We start from the raw sequence: 23,433 nt of genomic DNA on the forward strand, positions 1-23,433 counted from the left end.
CTAATGAAACCACTGGATTATGATCAGCTTGAGCAATTGGCGCGAATAGTGACAGACACACCAGAAGATGCGGTATACTCCGGGCCTGTGGCAGAATGGCTTGAACCGGATAAGCTTGGCTCTGTGATGGAGTATTATGGTGAGTTGCTGCGTGCGGAAGACGGCTTGACCACAGCCGTTTATTTTGTGAACCAGTTGCGTGGTCTTGTGTTTGCTCAGCATTTTATGGTGTCTTTGTGTGAACGCCGTCTCGATCTGTCGGTTTCCAATCTCAGATTTCATATTTGTTATCAAGGGAAATATCCCGCCATCAGCTTTCAGGTCATCGACACAACTGAGCTGGACAACATCAGGCAGGACGAGCATCATTCATCCGGGCAGGCGCAACAGGCGTTGCGTGACTTTTACAGCTTGCAGATCAGACCGATACTGGAGGCGATGGCTGCGGCTGGAGACGCATCTGTTGGACAGATGTGGGGACAATTTCCGCTGACTTTGCTGTATTTTAAGGATAGAGTACAGCCATCGCTGACCGATCCACAGGATGTGGAGCATTTTGAACAAGATTATTATTATGTGACGCGGGAGCTGGAGGGAGAGGTATTCGGGCGTAAAAGAAACCCGTTTACGGTTCGTCTTGTTGAGCTGGATAACCCTTACCGTCCCGGTGAGAAGGCATATATGAAACCGTCCTGCTGCCAATATTACAAGACAGGTGGAGGCCAGCGGTATTGTTTTGCGTGTCCGAGGATGTCCGCTTCAGAACGTGAAGAACGCAGACTCGAAGTGGCAGCGTCCCGCTAAAGTATCGAGGGATGTTGGCATGTCCGTTTCGTTTTGGGTAAAATAGGTGATGAAACTTAAACCAAGCGAAACAAAGGAGGATGCTATATGTCTGTCTATTCACATCATGCCGTAACACCAGCGAATCAGGAGGTTCCTCTGGATACCTACACCGGTAAGGTGCTGGTCATCGCAAATACCGCAAGCAAATGCGGACTTACCCCGCAATATGGGGATTTGCAAAAGCTATATGATCAATATAAGGATCGGGGACTGGTTGTATTAGGCTTTCCTTGTAACCAATTCGGCGGTCAGGAGCCGGGCAGCAGCGAGGAAGCGGCTGAATTTTGCCAACTGAATTACGGGGTTAGTTTCCCGGTATTCGCTAAAGTGGACGTTAACGGCCCGGATACAGCACCTCTGTTTGAATATTTGAAAAAGCAGCAGCCTGGAGAGCAGGAAGACGGTACGATTCAATGGAATTTTACGAAATTCATTGTGAATCGTGAAGGTGTGCCTGTGGATCGCTTTGAACCCAAGGAATCGCCAGAGGCCATGAAAGCGGCCATCGAGCAATTGCTATAATAGCTTCTGCTTCATCAGAAATATGCGTTTAGATAAGGTTGAATTTCCGGTGTTTTTCCGGGGTTCGGCCTTTTTTGTTGTCTGCATTTCACATTCGGTTGATCGTTGCAGTAGCATTTGGAAGCCTGATAAAAGGCATAATCAAGCCCCGTACGGGAAAAACTGAATGAAGCAAAGTCGTTTCAGCAAACGGCTGACTTTGTATCTTCCTGACTTTAAAAATGTGGACAAATTGTGAATATCATAGAAAGCTATTGCAATGTGAAAAATGTCACATTATAATAAGCGCATGAAGTGAAATAAATCACAATCAACAACGCCGTTACGTGAAAAAATTCACAATTATTATACATTGTATGCCCACACACCAAGGAGGAATTTAACATGAAAGTAGCAGTTATCGGATGTACACACGCAGGTACGGCAGCCATCGTCAACACAGCCAAATGTTATCCAGATGCCGAAATTACCGTTTACGAGCGTAATGACAATATTTCGTTTTTATCTTGTGGTATTGCACTGTACGTAGGTGGTGTCGTCAAAGATCCGCACGGATTGTTTTATTCTTCCCCGAATGAACTGGCTGAGCTGGGTGTCGTGACCAAGATGCTTCATGAGGTAACGAATGTCGATACAGCAGGCAAAACGCTGCAAGCACGCAATCTCCAAACAGGAGAAGAATTTACGGACACCTTTGATAAATTAATTGTAACTACGGGCTCGTGGCCTATTATTCCGAAGTTGGAAGGTATTGAGCTTGATCATATCTTGCTCTGCAAAAACTATAATCATTCCAATGACATCATTGAGAAAGCCAAGCATGTACAGAACATTACGGTTGTCGGTGCCGGATATATCGGTGTTGAGCTGGTGGAAGCTTTTCAAATGAACGGCAAGAACGTAACGCTGATTGACAGCGCTGATCGTATTTTGAATAAATATTTGGACCCGGAATATACTGACCGGATTGAAAATTCCTTGAAGAAGCATGGCATCAAGCTGGTGCTGGGAGAAACAGTGAGCCGTTTTGAAGGAAGTAACGGTAAGGTGAATAAAGTGGTGACATCTAAAGGAGAATATGAAACAGAGCTTGTTATTCTCTGTATCGGCTTCCGTCCTCAAACGGATCTGCTTAAAGGTCAGGTAGACATGCTGCCCAACGGCGCGATCATTGTGAACAATTATATGCAAAGCAGTTGCCCGGACGTATTTGCTGCAGGTGATAGCTGTGCAATCCACTACAACCCGACAGGTAAAGCAGCTTATATTCCATTGGCAACCAATGCTGTTCGTATGGGTACGCTGGTGGCACGCAATTTGGTACAACCGACCATTGCTTATATGGGAACACAGGGAACCTCGGGTATTAAAATTTATGAAGATAATATTGCAGGAACAGGTATGACAGAAGCGGCAGCAACGGACGAAGGTATGGCTGTAGAGGCTGTTACCATTGAGGACAGCTACAGACCTGAATTTATGCCAACCTCCGAAAAGGTACTGCTGAAAGTTGTATATGAGCAGGAGACACGGAGAATTGTTGGGGCACAAATTATGTCGAAGGTGGATTTGACGCAATCCATTAACACGCTATCCGTAGCCATTCAAAATCATATGACCATTGATCAATTGGCCTTTGTCGATTTCTTCTTCCAGCCGCATTATAACAAGCCTTGGAATTTCCTGAATGCAGCCGGTTTGCAAGCCTTGCCGCCAATGTCTGAACGGAAGCCAGTTACCGTATAATTCATTTTGTCTGTGACATTGTTCATAAGTTTGTCAACAATCTGAGACGTATGGACGAATCCTTATAGTACAATATAGAGTAGCATAAGGATTAGGGGGTAAGTAGCTTATGGGTTTGTTTTATATCCTTTTTCTTGTAGTCGTGGCGCTGGGAGGCCTCGGTGGAGTTATTTGGTTCTTGAGAGCAGTTGAAAAGGAAGAATACAACTAAATATAAAGCGCATAGTAGCGCAGTAGACGTAATAATACATGAAAAACAGTCCTTTACCCAAGGGCTGTTTTTTTAATATTTAATAAAGTGATTTTTTTCACAAACAAAATCACTGATTTTAAATAAAATATGAGAGAGAACATTCGAGTGAAAAGATGTTAAAGGAGCGAAATATATGGCAAGTTATAAACCGGGGCAAATAGCCGAAAAGACGGTAGAAACAGGAGTGGCCAAAGCGAACAATCCATGGACTGTGGCGGTGGTATTGGGATTTTTGGCAGGTGCATTTATTGCGCTGGGTTTTTTGCTGGATATACGTGTTATCGCAAGCGCACCCAAAGAATGGGGAAGTATCGCTACCTTTATTGGAGCAGCCGTTTTCCCTGTAGGTCTGGTATTGGTATTGATCGGCGGCGGAGAATTGCTGACTGGTAATATGATGGCTGTGCCACTGGCGAGATGGGCAGGACGGATCAAGACTGGGGCGATGTTCCGTAATTTGGCGATTATTACGCTAAGTAATTTTGCGGGTGCGTTGTTTGTTGCCTTTTTCTTTGGTCATGTGCTGGGTCTAACCGAGACAGGACCTTATTTGGACAAAGTGGTGGATATGGCGGGACACAAGCTGCATGAAAGCTTTTTGCAATCGTTTATATCCGGTATTGGATGTAACTGGCTGGTAGCGCTAGCTGTATGGTTGGCGTATAGTACGGATTCGATCGGCGGCAAAATTATAGGGATCTGGTTCCCGACAATGTCCTTTGTAGCTATCGGATTCCAGCACGTTGTTGCCAACATGTTTCTTATTCCGGCGGCTATTTTCGCAGGTCATTTTTCATGGACAGATTATATTATGAACTTCATTCCAGTTTGGCTGGGGAATTTGGTGGGAGGAAGCCTGTTTGTAGCTGGGGCTTACTGGTTGGCGTATTTGAAAAAGCCTCATACCGCTGTGCATCCTGTGAATGAATCATCTCAGGCACCCTCGTCTACTGCAACAACTCCGTTGAGTGACCATGCCTGATTAAGCTAAGCTTAGAAAATGGGAACAAAGCAAATCCGCCATGGCAGGTCCGGGGGAACGAAACCTGTCATGGCGGATTTTTTTGGGAGTGGTCCATGATTTGGCATGGAGGATGAGTGTGCTCTCGTCCATAATGCCTTGATCTCTTTTACCCTTGGCATTCAATAATGAAACAGGTATGATCAAAATATAATATAGAATATTAGAAATCCGTTTTGCTGTGAGCAGCAAGCGGATTTTTTTGATTTTTTGGACGGATTTGGGTTGGCAAAATCCTTCTCTTGCCATAGGACATAGCTGTATATATGATAAGAACAGTGTAATTTTTGGAAACAGTAACGGAAAGGAGCATCAACAACATGGATCATCGTAACAGCGCGCCTCCTGAGGCTGTGCTTCAGCAAGACTTGCAAAGAGGGCAGCAAATGACGGAGCGCACGGACGGTGTTTTTCCGGCTGTATGTCCGCTGGATTGCCCGGATACGTGCGGGCTCCTGCTCCACAAGGAAGACGGAAAGATCGTCAAGGTGACCGGTAATCCGGATCATCCCATTACAAAAGGGGCCATTTGCAACAAAGTTCGCAATATGACGGAGCGAGTGTATGACCCCGAGCGGCTGCTCTATCCGTTAAAGCGTGTAGGTCCCAAGGGGCAAGGGAAGTTCGAACGAATTAGCTGGGAGGAGGCAGTCGATACCATTACAGGCCGCTTCAAGGAACTGATTCGCACGGACGGCCCGGAATCTATTCTCCCCTACAGCTATTATGGCAATATGGGCGTGTTGAGTGTGGATGGGATGGATCGCCGTTTTTTTAATGCGCTGGGTTCAAGCCAACTGGACCAGACGATTTGTAGCGTGGCTGGGAATGAAGGCTGGGCATCCGTCATGGGTTTTAAGGGCGGCACCAGTCCGGAGGATACAGAGGATGCTGACCTCATTATTGTATGGGGAGGAAATGTCATCAGCACCAATATGCATCAGGTGGTATTGGCTGAGAAGGCACGTAAAAAAGGTGCCAAGGTAATTGTCATTGATGTTCACCGTAACCGGACAGCGCAATGGGCGGATTGGTTCATTCCGCTATACCCGGGAACAGATACCGCGCTCGCGCTGGGTGTCATGCACGTACTGTTCCAGCAAGGGCTGACGGACGATGAATTTTTGCGTCGCTATACGGTCGGTCATGAGGAACTGCGCGAGCATGTGAAGGCATATACCCCGCAGCGGGTCTCACGCATTACAGGCGTGCCGGAAGCAGATATTATCCGTCTGGCGGAGATGTACGGGCAGGCGCGAGCGGCGTATATCAACATTGGCAACGGACTTCAGCATCACGATAATGGCGGTATGAATGTACGCGCGGTTACATGCTTGCCTGCGCTCACCGGGCAATGGCTGAAGCACGGCGGGGGAGCATCGCGTTCCAACGGCGCTTACGGCAAATTCAACGGCGCCAATCTGGCACGTCCTGATCTGCGTAAGAACCCGGATGCCCGGGTGATCAACATGAACCAAATCGGCGAAGCGCTGCTACAGAAGGACGAGCCGATCAAGGCGCTGCTCGTGTACTGCAGCAATCCGGTTATCGTAGCACCGGATGCCGATCGGGTGACGCAGGGGTTTGAACGGGAGGATCTGTTCACGGTCGTTCACGACCTGTTCCTTACCGATACGGCCCGCTATGCAGATATTGTACTGCCTGCGGCGTCTTCTTTTGAAGGCACAGACCTGTATAAATCGTATTGGCATCATTATATCCAGATGCAGGAGCCGGTCATTGCTCCACTTGGGGAAAGCAAAAGCAACTATGAGCTGTTTAGCCTGCTCGGACAGGCTATGGGCTTTGACGAGGCTGCTTTCACGGAAAGCGAAGAGGACATGATCGCGGGTGCACTTGATAACCCGACAAATCCTTATCTCAACGGTGTGACTTTGGAAGCCTTGAAAAAGTCACCTTTTGTCAAACTGGACATGACGCCGAAGGCTACCTATCTGGATCGTCTGACTACGCCTTCGGGCAAGATTGAGCTGTATTCAGAAAAGATGAAGCAAGCGGGTTTACCCGCGATGCCTTCGTATGTGCCGCTGATTGAAGGATACGACGGAGAGCATCGACCGCAAGCGGACACGCGGTTTCCGCTGATGTTTATTTCGCCGCCGAATCATAATTTTCTGAATTCCACGTTTGCAAATTTACCCAAGCATCAGCGGCTGGAACGGGAGCCTTTGCTGCAAATTCATCCGGAGGATGCTCAGGCAAGAGACATCGCGGACGGTGATCCGGTTACGGTATGGAACGACCGGGGAACGTATGAGCTGAAAGCCAAAGTCACGGGTCTGATGCTGCCCGGTACAGTAATTAGCCAAGGGTTATGGTGGGAAGGTAAAGGACGCAGACAGCGTGCTAATGCGTTGACCTCTGATCGGTTATCGGATATGGGCCGGGGAGCTACTTTCTTTTCAACGGTGGTGAATGTGAAGCGCCAATGAAATAATGTGTTGTTATGGTGTCCGATGCTAAAGGAGAAACAAAATATATGAAATGGTTGGATTCTTATCCGAAAGAAGTGAAAGTGTTTCTCGTCGCCAGCCTGATTAATTCCGCCGGAAGCTCTCTAATGTGGCCGTTGGTTAGCATGTATGTGTTTGACGAGCTGCACCGCAGTATGGGAGATGCGGGGATTGCGATTTTGGTGCAGTCTCTGGGCGGAATTTTTGGTCAGGTGTTAGGAGGAGCCCTTTATCACCGCATTGGGGCCAAAAAACTGATTGTCGGCTCGCTGGCAATGAACGCGTTGGGACTTCTCACGCTTCCGTTTACCAGCGGTCACTGGATTGCGTTTGTTATTATGATGGGCTTTATCGGCTTTTTTAATGTCGTATCTGTGCCCGCGATTCAGGCATTTGTAGGTTTTCGCTTTGCTGACCGCCGTGGAGAGCTGTTCAACATTATCTATGTTGCCAATAATATAGGGGTAGCTTTGGGAACGGGACTGAGCGGCGTTCTGGCCGATCTCTCCTATCAGCTCAGCTTTGTCATGAACGGGATTACCTCTGCGGTATTTGCCGGATTTTTCTGGTCCTATCTGAGCAGGGTAGATCGGGAAGAGGGGGAAGTTCAGCTCAGCAAGTCTGTGAAGAAAAGTACAGAGGAAATACCAGCACGGCTGCTCTTCCGTGATACCAGGCTGTATCTCTTCGTCGGATTGGGCTCGCTCTTTTTATGGTTCGGTAATTCGATCTGGAATACGGGAGTGTCCCCGTATATTATTGAGCAGGGCTTACCTAAAACGATGTACGGGCTGTTATGGACACTGAACGGTGTGCTTATTTTTGTTGCACAGCCGATTATTTTCTGGCTCAAGCGTCTTTATGCCCGGCATGCTTCGGCTCAAATGACGTGGGCCGGAGGATTTTATTTGGTAGCCTATATCGTCATGCTAGGCACACAGAACTATACGGGGATGATATTCGCCATGGTTTTGGCAACCCTGGGAGAGATGCTGATCGCACCAGCGGTTCCGGCATTTTTGTCCGACCACGGAGGTCGGGGAGCACCCTTTTACATCGGGTTAGTCGGGGGGATTGGCGCTGCCGGACGGGTGATGGGGCCTTATATTATGGGGAGGCTATATGATGGCGGAGGTCTTCCACCCACACTTTGGCTGGCAGCGGGCGTGGCGGTTTTGTCCATCCTGTTCTTTATTCTGCATAGCGGATTGAACCGTTCCCGCTGTGAAGAGGATGCTTTTGAGACTACTACGTCCAAGGCAGACGTTTCCAGTTCTTAAGTCCTAATAAAGACTGTGACAAGCCCGTGATTATGGTACAATAAATGACGAATGGTTGCTGCCTATACTTCAGGAATGCCTTCACAGGAAGGATTGAAAGAAATTGCTTACAAGTCAACCCCTGACGATACGTCATTCGGAGATGAAGGATGCTCCTGATCTGATTGCGCTGGATGAATTGGTATGGAATGAACGAACGGCCCCCGCCTCGCTGTCATGGAAGTCGCGTGGGGAGTTTTTGCGCAATACGCCTCCGGGCTCTCAACTGGTCGCTATCGAACAGGGAGTGCTCTGCGGTTATATCGGATTTCGTTCTCCAACGCTGTTGGCAAGTAATTGTCATGTGTTGGAAATAAATATAGCCGTGCACCCAGCCTATCACCGCAAAGGTATTGGGACAGCGCTTATGAGTGCCATGAAGGATATTGCAGCCGCTGAGGGCATTCGCAAATTAAGCTTGCGGGTACTCTCGTGCAACACGGAGGCCCTTATGTTTTATGAAAAATGCGGATTCTCGATTGAAGGACGTTTGCATGAGGAGTTTTACATAGCGGGCCAATTCGTGGACGATGTGTTAATGGCTTCTTTCTTGAAATAGACATGGATTCTACAGCGCAATCAGCTTCTTATAAGCCTTCTATAAGCCGTTCATAAGGAACAGCGCCGCAGACCCTAAACGGGTTGCGGCGCTGTTTTATGGTGCAAGGTTACCGAAGCTGTTTCCACTCGCTCTGGAGCATGCCGTACACAGCATGGTTCATATAGCCGTCGGGCAGCAGTTCCGCTTCGCGGATAATGCCTTCGAGCACGAAGCCCAGACGTTCCGGGATACCCCGGCTACGGCGGTTGGTGGTGGCGCAACGGATTTCGATCCGGTGCAGGTCCAGCTCAATCAGCGCATATTCGATGAAAACGCGGCATGCGCTGGTCATGAGACCTTGTCCTTCGTAACCGTGTCCAAGCCAGTATCCAATACTGACCGAACGGTGAGTCCAATTGATTTCATGGTAGCTGATGATGCCAGCCAACTCATTATCCAGCCAGATTCCTGCGGTCACGCTCCCGTTCTCTGCGGCTTGCTTCAAGGCGCTTTGCACAAACTGCTCTGTGTGGCTGATTTCCGTGGTGGAATCCACCCATGGAAGCCACTGACGCAGGCGGTCACGGGACATTTCGATCAGCTCAAACAGAGGCTGCACATGCTCTTTGGTGAGCGGACGAAGGACTGTGCGTTCGTCCAACGCGTATGTAAACATGATTGATCCCCTCTTTCACTCGGAAAATCGCTAAACCAGCCAGTCTAGCATTTAATCCCATGCTACCTTATTCTGAGAGAGTCGTCAAAACGGAGAGGAAGCTGCAAACTCAATAGGTCCCACCCGGAACCGTCCATGCTCATATACATACTTCAGCTCCAAATCCCCTACAAATTCGGTTGGGGATACGCTGCCGGATACGGTGGCGTGCAGAGGACGTTGTTCGGCATCATACATGACGACAGAGCTGAAATCGAGGTGGTCTGTAAAATGGGCTGGATCATCGTAAAACGCAGATGCTTTTGGGTCGAGCGTGTGTGTGATGCCATCAATCTTGACTGCAATATGCACCTGTTGGTTGTGGTCACGCAGCTCCACACTGCTGTGGACGCGCCGGGACACAGCATCTGCCGCCGATTCAACTGGATATTCGTCCATGGTCTGTGCGTTGACGATATGAAGCTCCTGCAATTCGACACCTGTGCCTGAGGCGAGGGTCAGTATGACCACCGCTTCGCGAACACCATCGCCGTTTACATCCGTATAGTACAACTGCGGTGCGGTGGCGATATCTGCCGAGCCTGACCATGCGAATGCACGTCGCTGCTGGCCGATTTCCAGCGTAGCTGTACGGAATAGTCCCTGGGAAGGCTCCATAACATACAATTTGACGGATGAGTCTTCAGGAGCGACGGCTAACGGACGAGATTGTATGGGTTCAGGCACCGGGTCCGGTGAAGGATGACCGGAAATCATACCGGAGGAGGACAACAGCATGGACAGCAGGATCACGATGAGTAGCTTAAACACAGGCGGGTTCTCCTTTTCCGGGTAAAATAAAAGATATATACACTATAACGAATTTATTTGTCAGAAATGTTAACTCTTTTTCATAACTTGTTACTTTTTGGGCTGAAGAGGGCATAAGGTTTTTCATTTTATTGAGTTATGCGGTGTGAAAGGGTATATTTAAGGGAACAGATTTTGTACAGATTACACGGAAGAAAGGTTGATTAGCGTGGAGAAGCCGATCACTCCCCCCAATTTTATTAAGAGTGTCATTGAAGAGGACTTACGTACTGGTAAGGTAAAGGAAGTTGTTACACGCTTTCCACCGGAGCCGAACGGATATTTACACATTGGACATGCCAAAGCCATCTGGATCAATTTCTCGTTGGGAGATGAATTCGGAGGACGCACTAACCTGCGTTTTGACGATACGAATCCGGCGAAGGAAGATACGGAATACGTAAACTCCATTCAGGAGGACGTGAAGTGGCTGGGTTACGAATGGGAGGAGAAACATTTTGCCTCCAACTATTTTGACGAAATGTACAAGCGCGCTGTTTTGCTGATCCAGAAGGGTAAGGCCTACGTGGACGATCAAAGCGCGGATCAAATCCGCGAAACTCGTGGCACACTGACCGAACCGGGGCAAAACAGTCCATACCGCGACCGCAGCGTGGAGGAAAATTTCAAGCTGTTTGAAGAAATGCGTGCAGGAAAATACCAGAACGGTGAAAAGGTGCTGCGTGCCAAAATTGATATGGCTTCGCCGAACATTAATTTGCGTGATCCGGTAATTTACCGTATTTCGCATACCGAGCATCACAACACGGGTGATAAATGGTGCATTTACCCGATGTATTCCTACGCTCATCCGCTGGAGGATGCCATCGAGGGTGTAACGCACTCGCTCTGTTCGCTGGAGTTTGAGGATCAGCGGCCGCTGTACGATTGGGTTGTAGCTGAATGCGAGATGGAAAAGGTACCGCACCAATATGAATTTGGACGGCTGAACCTGGCTCAAACCGTAACCAGCAAACGCAAGCTCAAGCTTCTGGTAGATGAGAAGCATGTAGACGGCTGGGATGATCCGCGTATGCCGACGATTTCCGGCTTGCGCCGCCGTGGCTATACGCCGGAAGCGATCCGCAGCTTTGTATATGAGACGGGTATTTCCAAAGCCTACGGCGTGATCGACCTGCAAGTGCTGGAGCATTTTGCACGTGAGGACTTGAAGCTACAGGCACCTCGTACAATGGCGGTCATTGATCCGTTGAAGGTGGTCATTACGAACTATCCTGAAGGACAGGTTGAAATGCTGGAAGCGGAAAACAACACGGAAAATCCGGAGCTGGGCACACGCCAAATTCCGTTTTCACGTGAGATTTATATCGAGCGTGAGGATTTCATGGAGAATCCGCCGAGCAAATACTTCCGCCTGTTCCCTGGCAATGAAGTACGTCTCAAGCATGCTTATTTCATCAAATGTAACGATGTCATTAAGGATGCCGACGGTCATGTAACGGAAATCCATTGTACCTATGATATAGAAACCAAGAGCGGATCCGGCTTTACCGGACGTAAAGTGAAAGGTACAATCCATTGGGTGGAGGCTACTCAGGCCGTTCCTGCTGAATTCCGCCTGTATGAGCCTTTGATTAATGCAGAGGACCCGGAAGCGATTGAAGAGGATGGAACGGAAAAAACCTTCCTTGACCAATTGAATCCGAACTCTCTCGAAATTGCTCACGGTTTTGTCGAGCCGAATATGAAGGAAGCACGATCGCAGGACAAGTTCCAATTTTTCCGTCATGGTTATTTCAGTGTCGATCCGAAGCTTTCCAAGCCGGGTGAGCCTGTATTTAACCGTGTAGTATCACTGAAAAGCTCTTTCCAATTGCCCAAGCAATAGTTATTGGACAGCGTGGGACGGATGGTAGCCTCGTGCGACCAAGTCAAAAAAGGAGTCTGCCATCGGCAGACTCCTTTACTTTACGCTCACGGGCTCTATATATAATGATAATTGGCGATATTTAGACATTTCCTCCCCTGTTCGTAACGGGCAAGCAAGTGAAAAAAAGGGTGTCACGTCCCACGGATGTTTTTAAAGGGCTTCTTCTGCTCGTTTGTGGTCGTCGGCATGAAAGGGCTGATAACCGTTCTTGTACAGCGTGTACCACATGATGGTGAATCCCGCAAAGCCGAGCAAGGCGAAGAAAACGCCTGCGTTGTACATCATTTCACCACCGAAATTCTGGAACAGCCAGCCTCCTGCAAAGCCTGCTACAATGCCAGATATCCCGCTCCACGTCAACGTATATACGGCCTGCCCGGATGAGCGGTAAGCTATCGGTGTGAACAGGACGGTCAACTGGGTGCCTACATAAAAATAACCACCGAAGGTGACGCAATGAAGTGCCTGAATGAACACGATCTGAATCGGGTCTGTGGCCAAAGCCATTAGCTCCCAACGTAGAGCAAACAGCAAACTAACGAGGGCCAGACAGCCGACCATAACCGTCATTTTTTTCTTCAAAAAGCGATCAAACAGCAAAAAGACAATGATTTCGAATACCGATGACATAAAGACAGCGAAACCCAGCATCAGCTTGGAGCCGCCCAGTTCGGTGATATACAGGGACATAAAGGCGCTGTTGATCGAATTCGGAATGGATACCAAGATCCCCAGTAAAATGAAAGATATAAAGTATCCGTTCATTAAAATGCTGCCAAAGCCACGCAAATGAATGGTTGCCGTTTCAACAGTGCTTTTCAGCGGTGGAATCGTCAGGGTACAGATCAGGGCAGCCAGAAGCAGCACCGTAAAGATGTTGGATATGCTGGATACTCCCGTTTGGTCAATGATCAGACCGGCGACGGCCGCCGTCACAGCCCAGCCGAAGGAGCCCCAGATGCGGAAGGAGCCGAATTTTCGGTCCGTGCCCTCAATGTAGCTGAGAATGAGACTGTTACTTTGGGCAAACAAAGGACTTTGGAAGAAATAAAAGCCAATCATCGACACATAAATCATGACATACGTATGGACATGAAATAAAGCTTGCAGCAGCAATAATGTACCTGCAATCATAAACAGTAAAATACGCCGAAGGTTACGACTCCGGTCACTGGTATAGCCCCAGAAGGGATTTGCGAATACCGATACAAAAGGCCCAATCGCCATCAGGCTCCCAATCTCAAGCTTGTCCATGCCGATCTCTTGCAGATACAACGGGAAGAAGCTGGAGAAAATGACCATGGCTCCATACAGAAAAAAATTGTACAGCTTTAAGGAGTATAGAGGAGTCTCTTGAATTTCTCTATTTTGCAAGACAAGCCATTCCTTTCTTAGCCCGGTAGAGAATAAAGCATAGGATGCCGATCTATGGGAAGGTTCTCTATCCAATGTATCATGTGTTGAAAGGGTTAACAAACCAATAAATTAACAATTATGTAATATTAAATTTTGTCCAATAGTTCACGGGGTTATTTTATGAACTTATTTCATTGAGAAAAGGGGATGTGGTCGTGAAGGTGACTGGTATTATTGTCGCTGGAGGACGTTCCAGTCGAATGGGACAGGATAAGGCCCTGCTTGAGATTCAGGGAGCTACTATGCTTGAACGGACGGCTGCCGCTTTAGAGCAGGTGACCGAGCGGGTTATTGTCGTCACTCGTGACGGGCAGGGGTATGGGACGATTGGTTTGGAGAATGTACCTGATGTATACCCGGGCATGGGACCTTTGAGCGGCATCCATGCAGGGTTGTCTGCTTCTGGAACGGAGTGGGGCATCGTTATCGCTTGTGATATGCCTTTTGTACAGCCAGAGGTGCTGCATGTCCTGCTCGCTGTAACTGAGAAGTGGGCGGAGTTGCAAGGGACGACAGAACCAGCATTGCAAGCTGTAATCTCTTCTGTGGACGGACGTATACACCCGTTGCTGGCTGTGTACCATCAGAGTGTGCTGCCGTCTGCCGAGGAATGTTTGCGCAGTGGACGACTTCGTCTCACTGATTGGTTAGACAAGCTGAACGTTCGTTATGCGAAGATAGAGGATTTGCCGGGGGTGAGTGAAGACATATGGCATAAGGCCACATTTAACATGAATAATCCGCAGGATTACCAGCTTGCTATAGAGCAGTTGAAGCATAGCGTACAACAGAACACGCAGAACGTGAAAAACTTAAAGGAAACACAGGAGGATTAGGAACGTACAAGCTCTTTGTTCGAGAAAACACCGATCAGAAACAGCATAACGGCAAGGCAGCCTGCACCATTTACACCGCCTGCGATTAGGGCATCCCGGGGATTTGCCGGATTGTATAATACGTTAATCTTTCTGCCAATCCGGTTGAAGCTCAGATTGGTGCTATAAGGATTCCAGAATTCTACGGCTTCACCTGAAGAGGTGTAGAAGCGTACTTTCAATCGGCGGGTGTAGCTGGTATCTACCGGATCATCACGGTCAAAGGGAACGACATCAACGTCGACTTCGATATGCGCATCCACGATTTGCCCCTTGGTACGAACCCAATGGCGTTTGCGATAGCGATGGCGGCGGATCGTTCTGAATCCAAAATAGATGAGTACCAGTCCAAGCAAGCTGAAGAACGGCATCAGCAGTTCGGAGCTAAAATGAAACCAATACACATTGAAATCAATTGAGATGGTAATCTACTCCTTTACGAGCTTAATATTAAATATAATTTCGTGACCATCCATGTTGGTGAAAAAAGTAGCTTATCAATATATCGGTCCTTGATTAAAATCGTTTTAATTCTTGCAGATTGATCATAGATCAGGGTTAAGTGAAATATGAAAAAGCCCACTTCCTGGGGAAGCGGACTTTTCAGTAAATTTGAAATCATGAGCTTATAACGATGCTGACTATTTTTTGTTGGAATAAGACATATCAAAATCTACATCCTCGATAAATTCGATAACCTCGCCATTGGTGCTGTAGATCACAGCGTTTTTTACCACCAGAGGGGGTTCACCAAGCGTGAGCTGATCCGGTTCTACAAAGGTTCTTGCTCCATGAGCAAGGGCTTTTTGGTATATTTCGTTTACATCATCCACATAAAATGCGAAGTGCAGCAAAGCACCGTGGGCAATTTCATCCTCGGAGGAAGCTTTTTTTCCTTGAGCAGGAATGACTGCGTCGTTATCAAAAATCTCAAGACAGGTTCTTTGATCCGGTGAAATGAGCATGGAAGCTTCCCGAATTTGAAAAGACGGCAGACTCCAATGATGTCCTCTTTTAAAACCCAATACCTCCGTATAGAATGCAATGGTTGCTTGATAATCCTGGGCTTGAATCGCCACATGTGCAAGACCCTTCACGCTCATTCAAAATCGCCCCTTATAAACAAGTTCACCTTATTATATGGATAATAATAAGGTTCATATATATGAAAAGTGAGGATTTTAGCCTATATTAGTTATTAAATAAAAGTTAATTCGTACAAAAAACATTATTTTTTAAAATTAAAACAGGAGGTGCTTGATATGCATCATCACATAGACGATATTGACCACAAAATTATGCAGTTGCTTCAGCATGACGCCCGGATATCTATTTCCCAGATCAGTAAAGAAATCTCGATGTCTCAACCTTCCGTTAAAGAAAGAATGATGAAGCTGGAGGAACGAGGAATTATTTCCGGGTATAGCACCGTATTTAATTTACGGGAGCTGAATCGTGGGACGACCACGTTTATTCTATTAAAGACAGAGTATTGCCAGGAGCTGGTCGATTTTTGTAGAGAAGCGAAGGAGGTCACCGATTTATTTCGCATCAGCGGGGAATTTAATTACCTCATCAAGGTACAAACCGCGTCGGTAGAGGAAATTGCAGAGTTTCAGGATTCACTGGTGAAATTAGGCCCTTCGAAGTCGCATATTTGTATGAAAAATATACTGGAAAACAGGGTCTTGCTGTAAGTCAGTCGGAGAACAGGACATTCCGAGCATCAAACATTCGCAACTTCGAACAAACGAATATTGGATTGTATGAAAAAAAGTGACGCCGATTACAACAGCGTCACTGTAATACCCTGCTCCAGACGTTGCACGTCCTGGAGCTCAATCTTTCCGGCCATGGCGTGCAAAGCCGCCGCCGTGCCGCAGGCCGCTCCCTGCCGTAGCATGGCCGGGAGCTCCAGCCCCGCCGCCGCGCCGGTGACCAGCCCGGCGACCATGGCGTCACCGCTGCCGAGCGCGCTGACAATGTCCGCGTTCGGCAGGCTCACGCGGTAGCGCGCATCGCGCGTCACCGCCAGCGCCCCGCGCGCGCCGAGCGAGATGACGGCCAGCTGCGCTCCGGCCTCAAGCAGCTGCGCTGCCGCCGCTTCAGCGGCATCCGGGCGCGCGGCGTCGATGCCGGCGAAGCGGGCGGCCTCGTCCTCGTTAGGCTTCACGAGGTCGGGCCTTCCGCGCAGCCCCAGGCGCAAGGCCTCGCCGCTCGCGTCTAGCGCCACTCGCGCACCGCGCGCCTTCGCCAGCGTGCACAGCTCGGCGTACAGATCCGGCGGGCAGCCCGGAGGCAGGCTACCCGAGAACACGACCCAAGCCGAGTCCGCGGCAAGGGTCGTGATTTTGCGCCGCAGCGCGGCCAGTTCAGACGGCCCGATAGTCGGGCCGCTTTCGATCAGCTCGGTCTGCGTGCGCGTGGACGGGTCGAGCACGGTAATGGCGAGACGGGTTTCCCCGTGCTCCATTTCGATAAAATCGGCGCTTACGCCTTCCGAGCTCAACCCGTCGATGAGCAGCCGCCCAGTGTGTCCAGCGGCAAACCCGGTCGCCCGCACAGGCTCGCCCAGCGTGCGAATGACACGGGCGGCATTGACGCCTTTGCCTCCCGGCACCGTCAGGCCGCCCTCGATCCGGTGGACGGCATTCATACCGAAGCCTGCAACCGTGTAGATTTTATCCACAGCCGCGTTAAGCGTTACGGTGGTAATCACAAGGCATCACTCCTTTAAGAAATTAGCTTTAAGCCTAGGGCTGCGGCAAGAATCATAGCGATAAACAACACACGCAATACGCTTTTTTGCTCACCGTACAAGAACATACCCGTAATCGTGCTACCGACCGTTCCGATACCTGTCCATACGGCATAGGAAGTTCCCATAGGCAAACTTTTCATGGCATAGCTGAGTAGAGAGAAACTAAGGACAAAGGATAAGACCATAAGCACTAATGACTTCCATCCTTTGCCCACCGTAACTCCCTTCATACCGATAACTCCAAACACTTCCGAGCATCCCGCGATAACCAATGCAATCCAAGCCATTATGCGCCACTCCCTTCCTGAGCATCACGGTCGGTAACTAACTTCAGGCCGACCACGCCTGCCAACAAAAGGGCGATTAACAGCGTTTTGGACCATTGAAACGGTTCCCCGAATAGCAGCATTTCACCTACGACCGTTCCCCCTGTCCCCAGTCCGGTGAATACAGCATATACTGTGCCCACAGGCAAACGGTTCGCAGCCTTCATGATCAAATAAAAGCTGGCCACTACAGCCAGCACGGTTACAATCCATGCGAGTACAGAATCCGCATGCTTCAGACCCGAGACCCATACGACCTCAATAAGGCCACCAATAAAAACATAAATCCAGCTGCGATTCATGATGAGCGTTCCCCTTTAAATATAGATTAGTTGTAAATTAATCACTCGTTACGTTCTTGTTCCTTCACGCTTCATGAGGCGGGGTTAACGTAATTCCACGCCAAAAAATAGGCCACGCAGCGTTCAGTCTTCGGTGGTAGTTCAGGCTCCCACTGTACAGCAGTTCCACCATGATTCCGTCGAGCAGTGTTATGAAGGATAAAGCCACATCCACTGGCTCCATATGTCCAAAGGGTTCCCTATCTCGTGCATTCCGGAGGTGGCGAGTTAATTTTCGCTCCATATTTTCCAGAAAAGGATTAACAATATCCAGAACCTCGTTATACAAAGATACAGGCGGAAAGAAGGAAAAACGAAGCATAAACTTGGCTGTATTGTTGTTCTTATATTCCTGTCCCATCCAAAACAGGAAGTCATGCAGTGTATGCTCCAGCGACTGATCTCTGCGTTCCGAAAAGTATTCAAAAATACGTAAATTCTGCTCTTGAAAAGCGTACCTCGCTAACTGTAGAAACAGATCCTCCTTGCCTTGAAAATGCGCATATATAGAAGGTTTTCGAATACCAACCTCAGCGGCAATATTGCTTAAGGATGCCCCCTCATACCCATTGGCGGCAAATTGGAAAAGAGCGGCTTTTCGAATGTCTTCCATTCCCATCATTTTCACCTACCTAACGTTCGTTAGTTTATTTTTGCACGAAAAAAAGTAAGTGTCAACCCGGCTTTATCCGGTTTTGTTTCGGGTTTTCCCCGGATTTTTTTTTTTTCTTTAAAACCTTAACAAAAAAGTGGGAAGAAATAAGGTGCTCATGTACAATATAATGAAGATGTCTATTTTTTAGCGATGAATCATCTAGTTCATATATACAGTGTCTGTTTCTTGCTGTTTGGTGAGGATGCAGTACATTGGAAATGAGGTAAATTATGAGGCGAAGTTTACTGGCTGTGTTAATTGCGGCTATGGTTTTTGTTATTTATTATTTTGGTTTGTTTAATTACATTGGCAGAAATGAAGGAACGGTCATCAGTATTTTCTCCACGCTGACGGTCATTTCCATCAGTCTGATTATTTTTTCGGAGAATCGCAATCCCTCCACTACGATGTCCTGGATTTTGCTGCTGGCCTTGCTGCCGGTGGTTGGACTTCCTCTTTATTTTTTGTTTGGGCAAAATGTGTTCAAACGCCGCAAGTATAACAAAAAGGCATTGCGTGACCAGCAGGCTTACGACCGTATTGAGAAGGATGCCATGCACGTCAAACGCGATCTGACCTGCTTTACAGATGAGCAGCAGCGGTTGATGCGTTTGGCACGCAGGTTGGCCCGTTCCCCGATTTATTTTGCGGCGGAAACCCAAATCTTGAACAACGGAGATGAAACCTTCTCCACACTATTGGCGGAACTACACAAGGCAGAGCATCATATCCACATGGAATACTACATTTTTCGGTCGGATGATATCGGCACCAGCATTCAGAAAATCTTGATCGAAAAGGCCAAAGCTGGCGTCAAGGTACGGTTTATGTACGATGCGGTGGGCAGCATTCAACTGTCGAAGGCTTTCTTGAAGGAAATGCGGGATGCGGGGGTAGAGGTCGTCGCTTATGGCGGTGCACGGATCTTGTTCTTTTCCAGCCGGGTAAACTACCGTAATCACCGTAAAATTGTGGTTATCGACGGCAATATTGGATTGATTGGCGGTCTGAATGTAGGGGATGAGTACCTCAGCCGTAACAAAGCCTACGGCTTTTGGCGTGACACGCACATGATTGTGAAGGGCGAGGCTGTGCGAACGCTGCAACTTATATTTTTGCAGGACTGGCTTCATATGACGGGTGAATCGGTGCTGAATAAGGAATATCTGTCCCCAAAAATCGAGCCAATTACGGACGGAGGCGTGCAGATTATTGCCAGCGGCCCAGATAATGAGCGGAGAGTGCTCAAAAATCTGTTCTTCTCCATGATCACATCCGCCCGCAGATCGGTATGGATTGCCACTCCTTATTTTATCCCGGATGAAGATATTTTGACCGCGCTACGGATGGCGGCTCTGTCCGGTTTGGACGTGCGGATTCTGTTTCCTGCCAAACCGGACAAGTGGCTGCCGTTCCTCGCGTCCCATTCGTACTTCCAAACGTTGCTGGAGGTTGGGGTCAAGGTATATGAGTATGAAAAAGGCTTCCTTCACTCCAAGCTCCTCATTATTGACGGGGAGGTTGCGACCATCGGAACGGCTAATATGGACATGCGTAGCTTCCACCTGAATTTTGAAGTGAACGCTCTGTTGATCCGAACGCATAGTGTACAGCAGATGGTGGCGGATTATGAGCGGGATTTGCAGTCTGCCAGCCTGATCGTACACGAGGAATTTATGAAAAAGCGTCTGTTCAAGCGTTTGATGGAATCACTCGCCCGGCTGCTTTCACCACTGCTGTAAGTTGAATGAATAAAGTAAGCACGCTACAGTGCCCTCCTAATTTTAAAATGTGGTAAAGCCCAAGATGTCTTGTAAACGATATAGTATACCTTTCCAAAATGTAGATTTGTCCTCGTAAGCCTCCAGATCCAGACTGTATTCAGCTCCCCGGTTATTCCATAATGTATCAAAATAGGCCGCAATCTGTCGGGTCAGCTTGCTGTCCGCCGGAGCGGCCACCCACAATTCATTTTCCAGATTCAGGTCGTTCAAATTACGTGGTGTCAAATTCGTGGAGCCGCCCAAAATGATGTGATCTCCCTGTCCCTTGGCAATATAAATCAGCTTGGTATGATATTGCTCATGGGTCGTATTGTACCAGCGGATTTGGATTTTTTCGCCCGATTTATCGGACAATTCTTTGGCGACCGGACGATTGGGAATGCCGATTTTTTCCTGTCCAAACGCGTTTTGATTCGGGTCCAGCAACAATTGGATGTTCACACCGCGTGCAGAGGCATCCAGCAGGCTGTTCAACACTTTACGGTCTGCCAAATAAAACATGCCCATATGAATGCTATCGCCTTTCTTTGTCTGCCCGATGGCATCCAGAACCGATGTGTATACCTTGCCTTCGGTTAGATATTTGATCCGGTAGCTGTCTTTTCCCGATCGAGCAGAGGCTTCCGCTTGTGGCGTATAGGCAGGAAGCTGCCCTCCGCCGGAGAAGTCCAGCACCGCCTGCTCGGTTTGTAAAATGTCCCCGATGATGGGTCCCTTCACCTCCAGCGCCACATTGGAGTGATATGCGCTCGCATCGTGAACATTCCCTGTGGAAATGAGCGCTGTTTGCTCGCTGGCAACCAATTTTCGATGATTGGCCTTGACGTTTAACAGCTTGAGATAAGAGCGTGCCGTAACGTCAGGTCCGTCACTGGCCATCAGGTTGGGAATCCAGCCTGTGCCCTGCTGTCCGAACCATTGGAAAAAGGTACGCCACACCGCAGAATAGCTTGGCGTGGAATCCCGCAGCGGGTCCACATCGGTCTGCACAACCTGAATCCCCGCTCGTTTCATATTCTCCAGCAAATGATTGGGGGATGAATTGTAATTGGTATTGACTTCATCTGTAATGAAAAAGATAGGCATATCAGGATTGGCCTTCTTTTTGGCAATAAGATGCTCGGTCATCTGTGCGCTGACTTGGGGGACGCGCTGGCCCTTATGTTTATAATCGTTGAACAGAAACAGGTCGATGACGATAAATTGTTTGGCTTCGTCAACGATCCCAAGCATACGGTTCAAAATTTGCCCTTCGTGCTGTGCGGTACTTCCATCCCCGGTAGGATAGGTCAAATCCGTCCAGAAGTTTACCTCGTTGGTCGAATACTCCTGACTTTCATAAGAAACGAAGGGGGGCAGTGGCTTATGGGTCTGATAGATCATGATGGCAATCAGCCACAGGATGAGTAACAGGATAATGATTTTAATAGCGCGGCTTGTTCGCCCGGATTTCCTTTGGAATAGCTTTCTTTTAGATATCTTTTGTTGGGAAACAGGGTTATATGCCGGCTCAGAATGCAGCGTATCATGCTTAGCCATATGGGGGTCAACTCCTCTATTGAATGCTGCATTCCACTTCATCGTACCGGAACATGCAGTTTTAGGATGGGATACTGTCTAGTTATTAACGCAAGTGTACAGGATTGAAGCGTAATGACTGGAAGGAAAGGTATGGATGGTTGGAATGGGCACCCATTATAGATTATGTGGAATCGGAATAGATCATAACAGTATAGGTTCCCATCCCTTTCTCATTTACGGAGAGCATTTTCACAGAACAGGTGGGACATATCCTAATCCTCTTATTATGAAGAGGGGATTTTTTTGTTGATTCAGGACATATGTCCTTTATGGTGAGACTAACCTATACTTTAATAAATAGAAAAGTCACTTAGATAGGGAGAATAACGATTCATGAGAGGAATTTTATTTGCTTTTTTGGGAGGCGCTTGTATTACGCTGCAAGGGGTGGCGAATACACGGATAAGTCAGGATATCGGTACATGGCAGGCGGCTACGGTTACTCAGTTGACGGGTGTTATTTTGGCGGCATTGATCTGGATGTTCACACGAGATGGAAATGTGGCGGAGATGAAGCAGGTAAAGCCTATGTATCTCTTGGGTGGCGCTTTTGCAGCTATCATCATATTCAGTGAAGTGACCGCTATTCAGCATATCGGAGTTACATTCACGATCTCGGCGCTGTTGATTGCCCAGTTGTGCCTAACCTTTCTGGTTGATATTAACGGATGGTTTGGTGTAGTGAAGCAAAAAATGAAGCTGCCGCAATTTATAGGCATTGGCATGATGATCGCGGGTGTGATCATTTTGAAGCTCTAAATAGAACTTCATTCGGAGAAGGAACCCAGAACGTAGAAAACGAAGGTGAGCTCAAGCATGAAAGAAATTCAGGATCAAGAGCAACTGAAGCATTTTTTACAATTGCATCAGCTGGAAACCATACTACATGAGCCGCTGCGGCCTTATTTGTCACTGCATCGTTTGGAACAAGGGGAAAAACTGTGCTCACAAGGGGATTCCATTGAACATCTGTACATATTGGTACAGGGCAAGGTCAAGATCTATACCAGTTCAACGGAAGGCAAAACACTGGTTCTCTGCTTCAAAACGCCAATTGAGGTTATTGGGGATGTTGAATATATTCGCAGAAGCAACGTGATCAATACGGTGGAGGCTGTGTCCCCTATATATGTAATCGGTATTCACCAGCAATGGATGAATAAATATGGCAGAGACTATGCTCCAATGCTGCAATTTTTGCTGGATATCGTTACCCGGAAGTTTTGCATGGATTCCGACTTTTCCAGCTTTAACTTAATGTATCCTGTGGAAGTCAGACTGGCCAGTTACCTGCTATCCGTTTCTTTTGAGGAAGGGGATTCTTCTTCTTTTCATGAAGAATTGCGTGCATCCAGTCTCGTAGATGTGGCGAATTTGATCGGAACCAGCTACAGGCATCTCAACCGTGTGATTCGCAAGATGAGCGCAGATGGATTGGTGGAACGAGTACGGGGCTATATTGTGATTCATGACAGAGAAGGCTTGGACCAACTGGCAGGCCATAATATTTATGAAGCATAATCATTTGTAAATAATTAGCAGGGGAGAGCTGAATC

23 protein-coding genes are annotated in these 23,433 nt (G+C 48.0%); 13 read left to right on the forward strand and 10 right to left on the reverse strand.

The window, feature by feature from the left end; translation table 11 throughout:
* Nucleotides 1-3 precede the first annotated feature (3 nt).
* The 7 genes from ASL14_RS14610 (at nucleotide 4) to ASL14_RS14640 (ending at nucleotide 8,740) form a co-directional block, all read left to right on the forward strand.
* Complete coding sequence (locus ASL14_RS14610) at nucleotides 4-804, forward strand: hypothetical protein (protein ID WP_134912130.1); 801 nt, start codon at nucleotides 4-6, stop codon at nucleotides 802-804.
* 87 nt (nucleotides 805-891) lie between these two features.
* Complete coding sequence (locus ASL14_RS14615) at nucleotides 892-1,368, forward strand: glutathione peroxidase (RefSeq protein ID WP_134912131.1); 477 nt, start codon at nucleotides 892-894, stop codon at nucleotides 1,366-1,368.
* Between the two features lie 384 nt (nucleotides 1,369-1,752).
* The gene (locus ASL14_RS14620) at nucleotides 1,753-3,114 is read left to right on the forward strand and encodes an FAD-dependent oxidoreductase (protein ID WP_134912132.1); all 1,362 of its coding nucleotides are present in this window, start codon (nucleotides 1,753-1,755) and stop codon (nucleotides 3,112-3,114) included.
* A gap of 386 nt (nucleotides 3,115-3,500) precedes the next feature.
* Nucleotides 3,501-4,349 (forward strand): formate/nitrite transporter family protein, encoded by an 849-nt coding sequence (locus ASL14_RS14625; protein ID WP_134912133.1) that lies wholly within the window; start codon nucleotides 3,501-3,503, stop codon nucleotides 4,347-4,349.
* 359 nt (nucleotides 4,350-4,708) lie between these two features.
* Nucleotides 4,709-6,841 (forward strand): molybdopterin-containing oxidoreductase family protein, encoded by a 2,133-nt coding sequence (locus tag ASL14_RS14630; RefSeq protein WP_134912134.1) that lies wholly within the window; start codon nucleotides 4,709-4,711, stop codon nucleotides 6,839-6,841.
* A gap of 47 nt (nucleotides 6,842-6,888) precedes the next feature.
* Nucleotides 6,889-8,142 (forward strand): MFS transporter, encoded by a 1,254-nt coding sequence (locus ASL14_RS14635; protein ID WP_134912135.1) that lies wholly within the window; start codon nucleotides 6,889-6,891, stop codon nucleotides 8,140-8,142.
* 103 nt (nucleotides 8,143-8,245) lie between these two features.
* Entirely contained in the window at nucleotides 8,246-8,740 is a 495-nt protein-coding gene (locus tag ASL14_RS14640) for a GNAT family N-acetyltransferase (protein WP_134912136.1), read from the forward strand.
* Nucleotides 8,741-8,849: 109 nt separating this feature from the next.
* Here ASL14_RS14640 and ASL14_RS14645 read toward each other — a convergent pair whose 3' ends face one another.
* Complete coding sequence (locus ASL14_RS14645; protein ID WP_134912137.1) at nucleotides 8,850-9,398, reverse strand: GNAT family N-acetyltransferase; 549 nt, start codon at nucleotides 9,396-9,398, stop codon at nucleotides 8,850-8,852.
* A gap of 84 nt (nucleotides 9,399-9,482) precedes the next feature.
* On the reverse strand, nucleotides 9,483-10,208 hold the full coding sequence (locus ASL14_RS14650) for a copper amine oxidase (RefSeq protein WP_134912138.1): 726 nt from the start codon (nucleotides 10,206-10,208) through the stop codon (nucleotides 9,483-9,485).
* A 208-nt stretch (nucleotides 10,209-10,416) separates the two neighbouring features.
* Between ASL14_RS14650 and ASL14_RS14655 the strand changes: the two genes are divergently transcribed.
* On the forward strand, nucleotides 10,417-12,096 hold the full coding sequence (locus ASL14_RS14655; RefSeq protein WP_134912139.1) for a glutamine--tRNA ligase/YqeY domain fusion protein: 1,680 nt from the start codon (nucleotides 10,417-10,419) through the stop codon (nucleotides 12,094-12,096).
* Nucleotides 12,097-12,288: 192 nt separating this feature from the next.
* Here the strand turns inward: ASL14_RS14655 and ASL14_RS14660 are convergent, their stop codons facing one another.
* Complete coding sequence (locus tag ASL14_RS14660) at nucleotides 12,289-13,512, reverse strand: MFS transporter (protein WP_134912140.1); 1,224 nt, start codon at nucleotides 13,510-13,512, stop codon at nucleotides 12,289-12,291.
* Nucleotides 13,513-13,709: 197 nt separating this feature from the next.
* On the opposite strand from ASL14_RS14660, the gene mobA reads away from it, so the two are divergent.
* Nucleotides 13,710-14,390, forward strand: coding sequence for a molybdenum cofactor guanylyltransferase (gene mobA, locus ASL14_RS14665; protein WP_134912141.1), 681 nt, complete (start codon nucleotides 13,710-13,712; stop codon nucleotides 14,388-14,390).
* On the opposite strand, the gene ASL14_RS14670 is transcribed toward mobA, so the two are convergent.
* Entirely contained in the window at nucleotides 14,387-14,833 is a 447-nt protein-coding gene (locus tag ASL14_RS14670) for a DUF3592 domain-containing protein (RefSeq protein ID WP_134912142.1), read from the reverse strand. The genes mobA and ASL14_RS14670 overlap by 4 nt on opposite strands.
* A 237-nt stretch (nucleotides 14,834-15,070) precedes the next feature.
* Complete coding sequence (locus tag ASL14_RS14675) at nucleotides 15,071-15,532, reverse strand: VOC family protein (protein WP_134912143.1); 462 nt, start codon at nucleotides 15,530-15,532, stop codon at nucleotides 15,071-15,073.
* Between the two features lie 159 nt (nucleotides 15,533-15,691).
* Here ASL14_RS14675 and ASL14_RS14680 point away from each other — a divergent pair, with 159 nt between their 5' ends.
* A complete protein-coding gene (locus ASL14_RS14680) occupies nucleotides 15,692-16,126 on the forward strand; it encodes an Lrp/AsnC family transcriptional regulator (RefSeq protein ID WP_014278505.1) in 435 nt (144 codons plus the stop codon).
* An 89-nt stretch (nucleotides 16,127-16,215) separates the two neighbouring features.
* Here the strand turns inward: ASL14_RS14680 and ASL14_RS14685 are convergent, their stop codons facing one another.
* The 4 genes from ASL14_RS14685 to ASL14_RS14700 form a co-directional block, all read right to left on the reverse strand.
* Nucleotides 16,216-17,148, reverse strand: coding sequence for a 1-phosphofructokinase family hexose kinase (locus ASL14_RS14685; protein WP_134912144.1), 933 nt, complete (start codon nucleotides 17,146-17,148; stop codon nucleotides 16,216-16,218).
* Nucleotides 17,149-17,162: 14 nt separating this feature from the next.
* Nucleotides 17,163-17,477: a DMT family transporter gene (locus ASL14_RS14690; RefSeq protein WP_025683394.1), complete on the reverse strand. Its 315-nt coding sequence runs from the start codon at nucleotides 17,475-17,477 to the stop codon at nucleotides 17,163-17,165.
* Nucleotides 17,477-17,818 (reverse strand): DMT family transporter, encoded by a 342-nt coding sequence (locus tag ASL14_RS14695; protein ID WP_025683393.1) that lies wholly within the window; start codon nucleotides 17,816-17,818, stop codon nucleotides 17,477-17,479. The genes ASL14_RS14690 and ASL14_RS14695 overlap by 1 nt, the downstream gene beginning before the upstream one ends.
* Nucleotides 17,819-17,882: 64 nt before the next feature.
* A complete protein-coding gene (locus ASL14_RS14700) occupies nucleotides 17,883-18,476 on the reverse strand; it encodes a TetR/AcrR family transcriptional regulator (protein ID WP_134914552.1) in 594 nt (197 codons plus the stop codon).
* Between the two features lie 266 nt (nucleotides 18,477-18,742).
* Here ASL14_RS14700 and cls point away from each other — a divergent pair, with 266 nt between their 5' ends.
* A complete protein-coding gene (gene cls, locus ASL14_RS14705) occupies nucleotides 18,743-20,254 on the forward strand; it encodes a cardiolipin synthase (RefSeq protein ID WP_134912145.1) in 1,512 nt (503 codons plus the stop codon).
* A gap of 42 nt (nucleotides 20,255-20,296) precedes the next feature.
* On the opposite strand, the gene ASL14_RS14710 is transcribed toward cls, so the two are convergent.
* Complete coding sequence (locus ASL14_RS14710; RefSeq protein ID WP_134912146.1) at nucleotides 20,297-21,835, reverse strand: phospholipase D family protein; 1,539 nt, start codon at nucleotides 21,833-21,835, stop codon at nucleotides 20,297-20,299.
* Nucleotides 21,836-22,210: 375 nt separating this feature from the next.
* Between ASL14_RS14710 and ASL14_RS14715 the strand changes: the two genes are divergently transcribed.
* A complete protein-coding gene (locus tag ASL14_RS14715; RefSeq protein WP_044646203.1) occupies nucleotides 22,211-22,636 on the forward strand; it encodes a DMT family transporter in 426 nt (141 codons plus the stop codon).
* Nucleotides 22,637-22,693: 57 nt separating this feature from the next.
* The gene (locus ASL14_RS14720; RefSeq protein WP_134912147.1) at nucleotides 22,694-23,398 is read left to right on the forward strand and encodes a Crp/Fnr family transcriptional regulator; all 705 of its coding nucleotides are present in this window, start codon (nucleotides 22,694-22,696) and stop codon (nucleotides 23,396-23,398) included.
* The last annotated feature ends 35 nt before the right edge of the window (nucleotides 23,399-23,433 follow it).

This window comes from Paenibacillus sp. IHB B 3084 (assembly GCF_001447315.1).
Lineage (GTDB): Bacteria > Bacillota > Bacilli > Paenibacillales > Paenibacillaceae > Paenibacillus.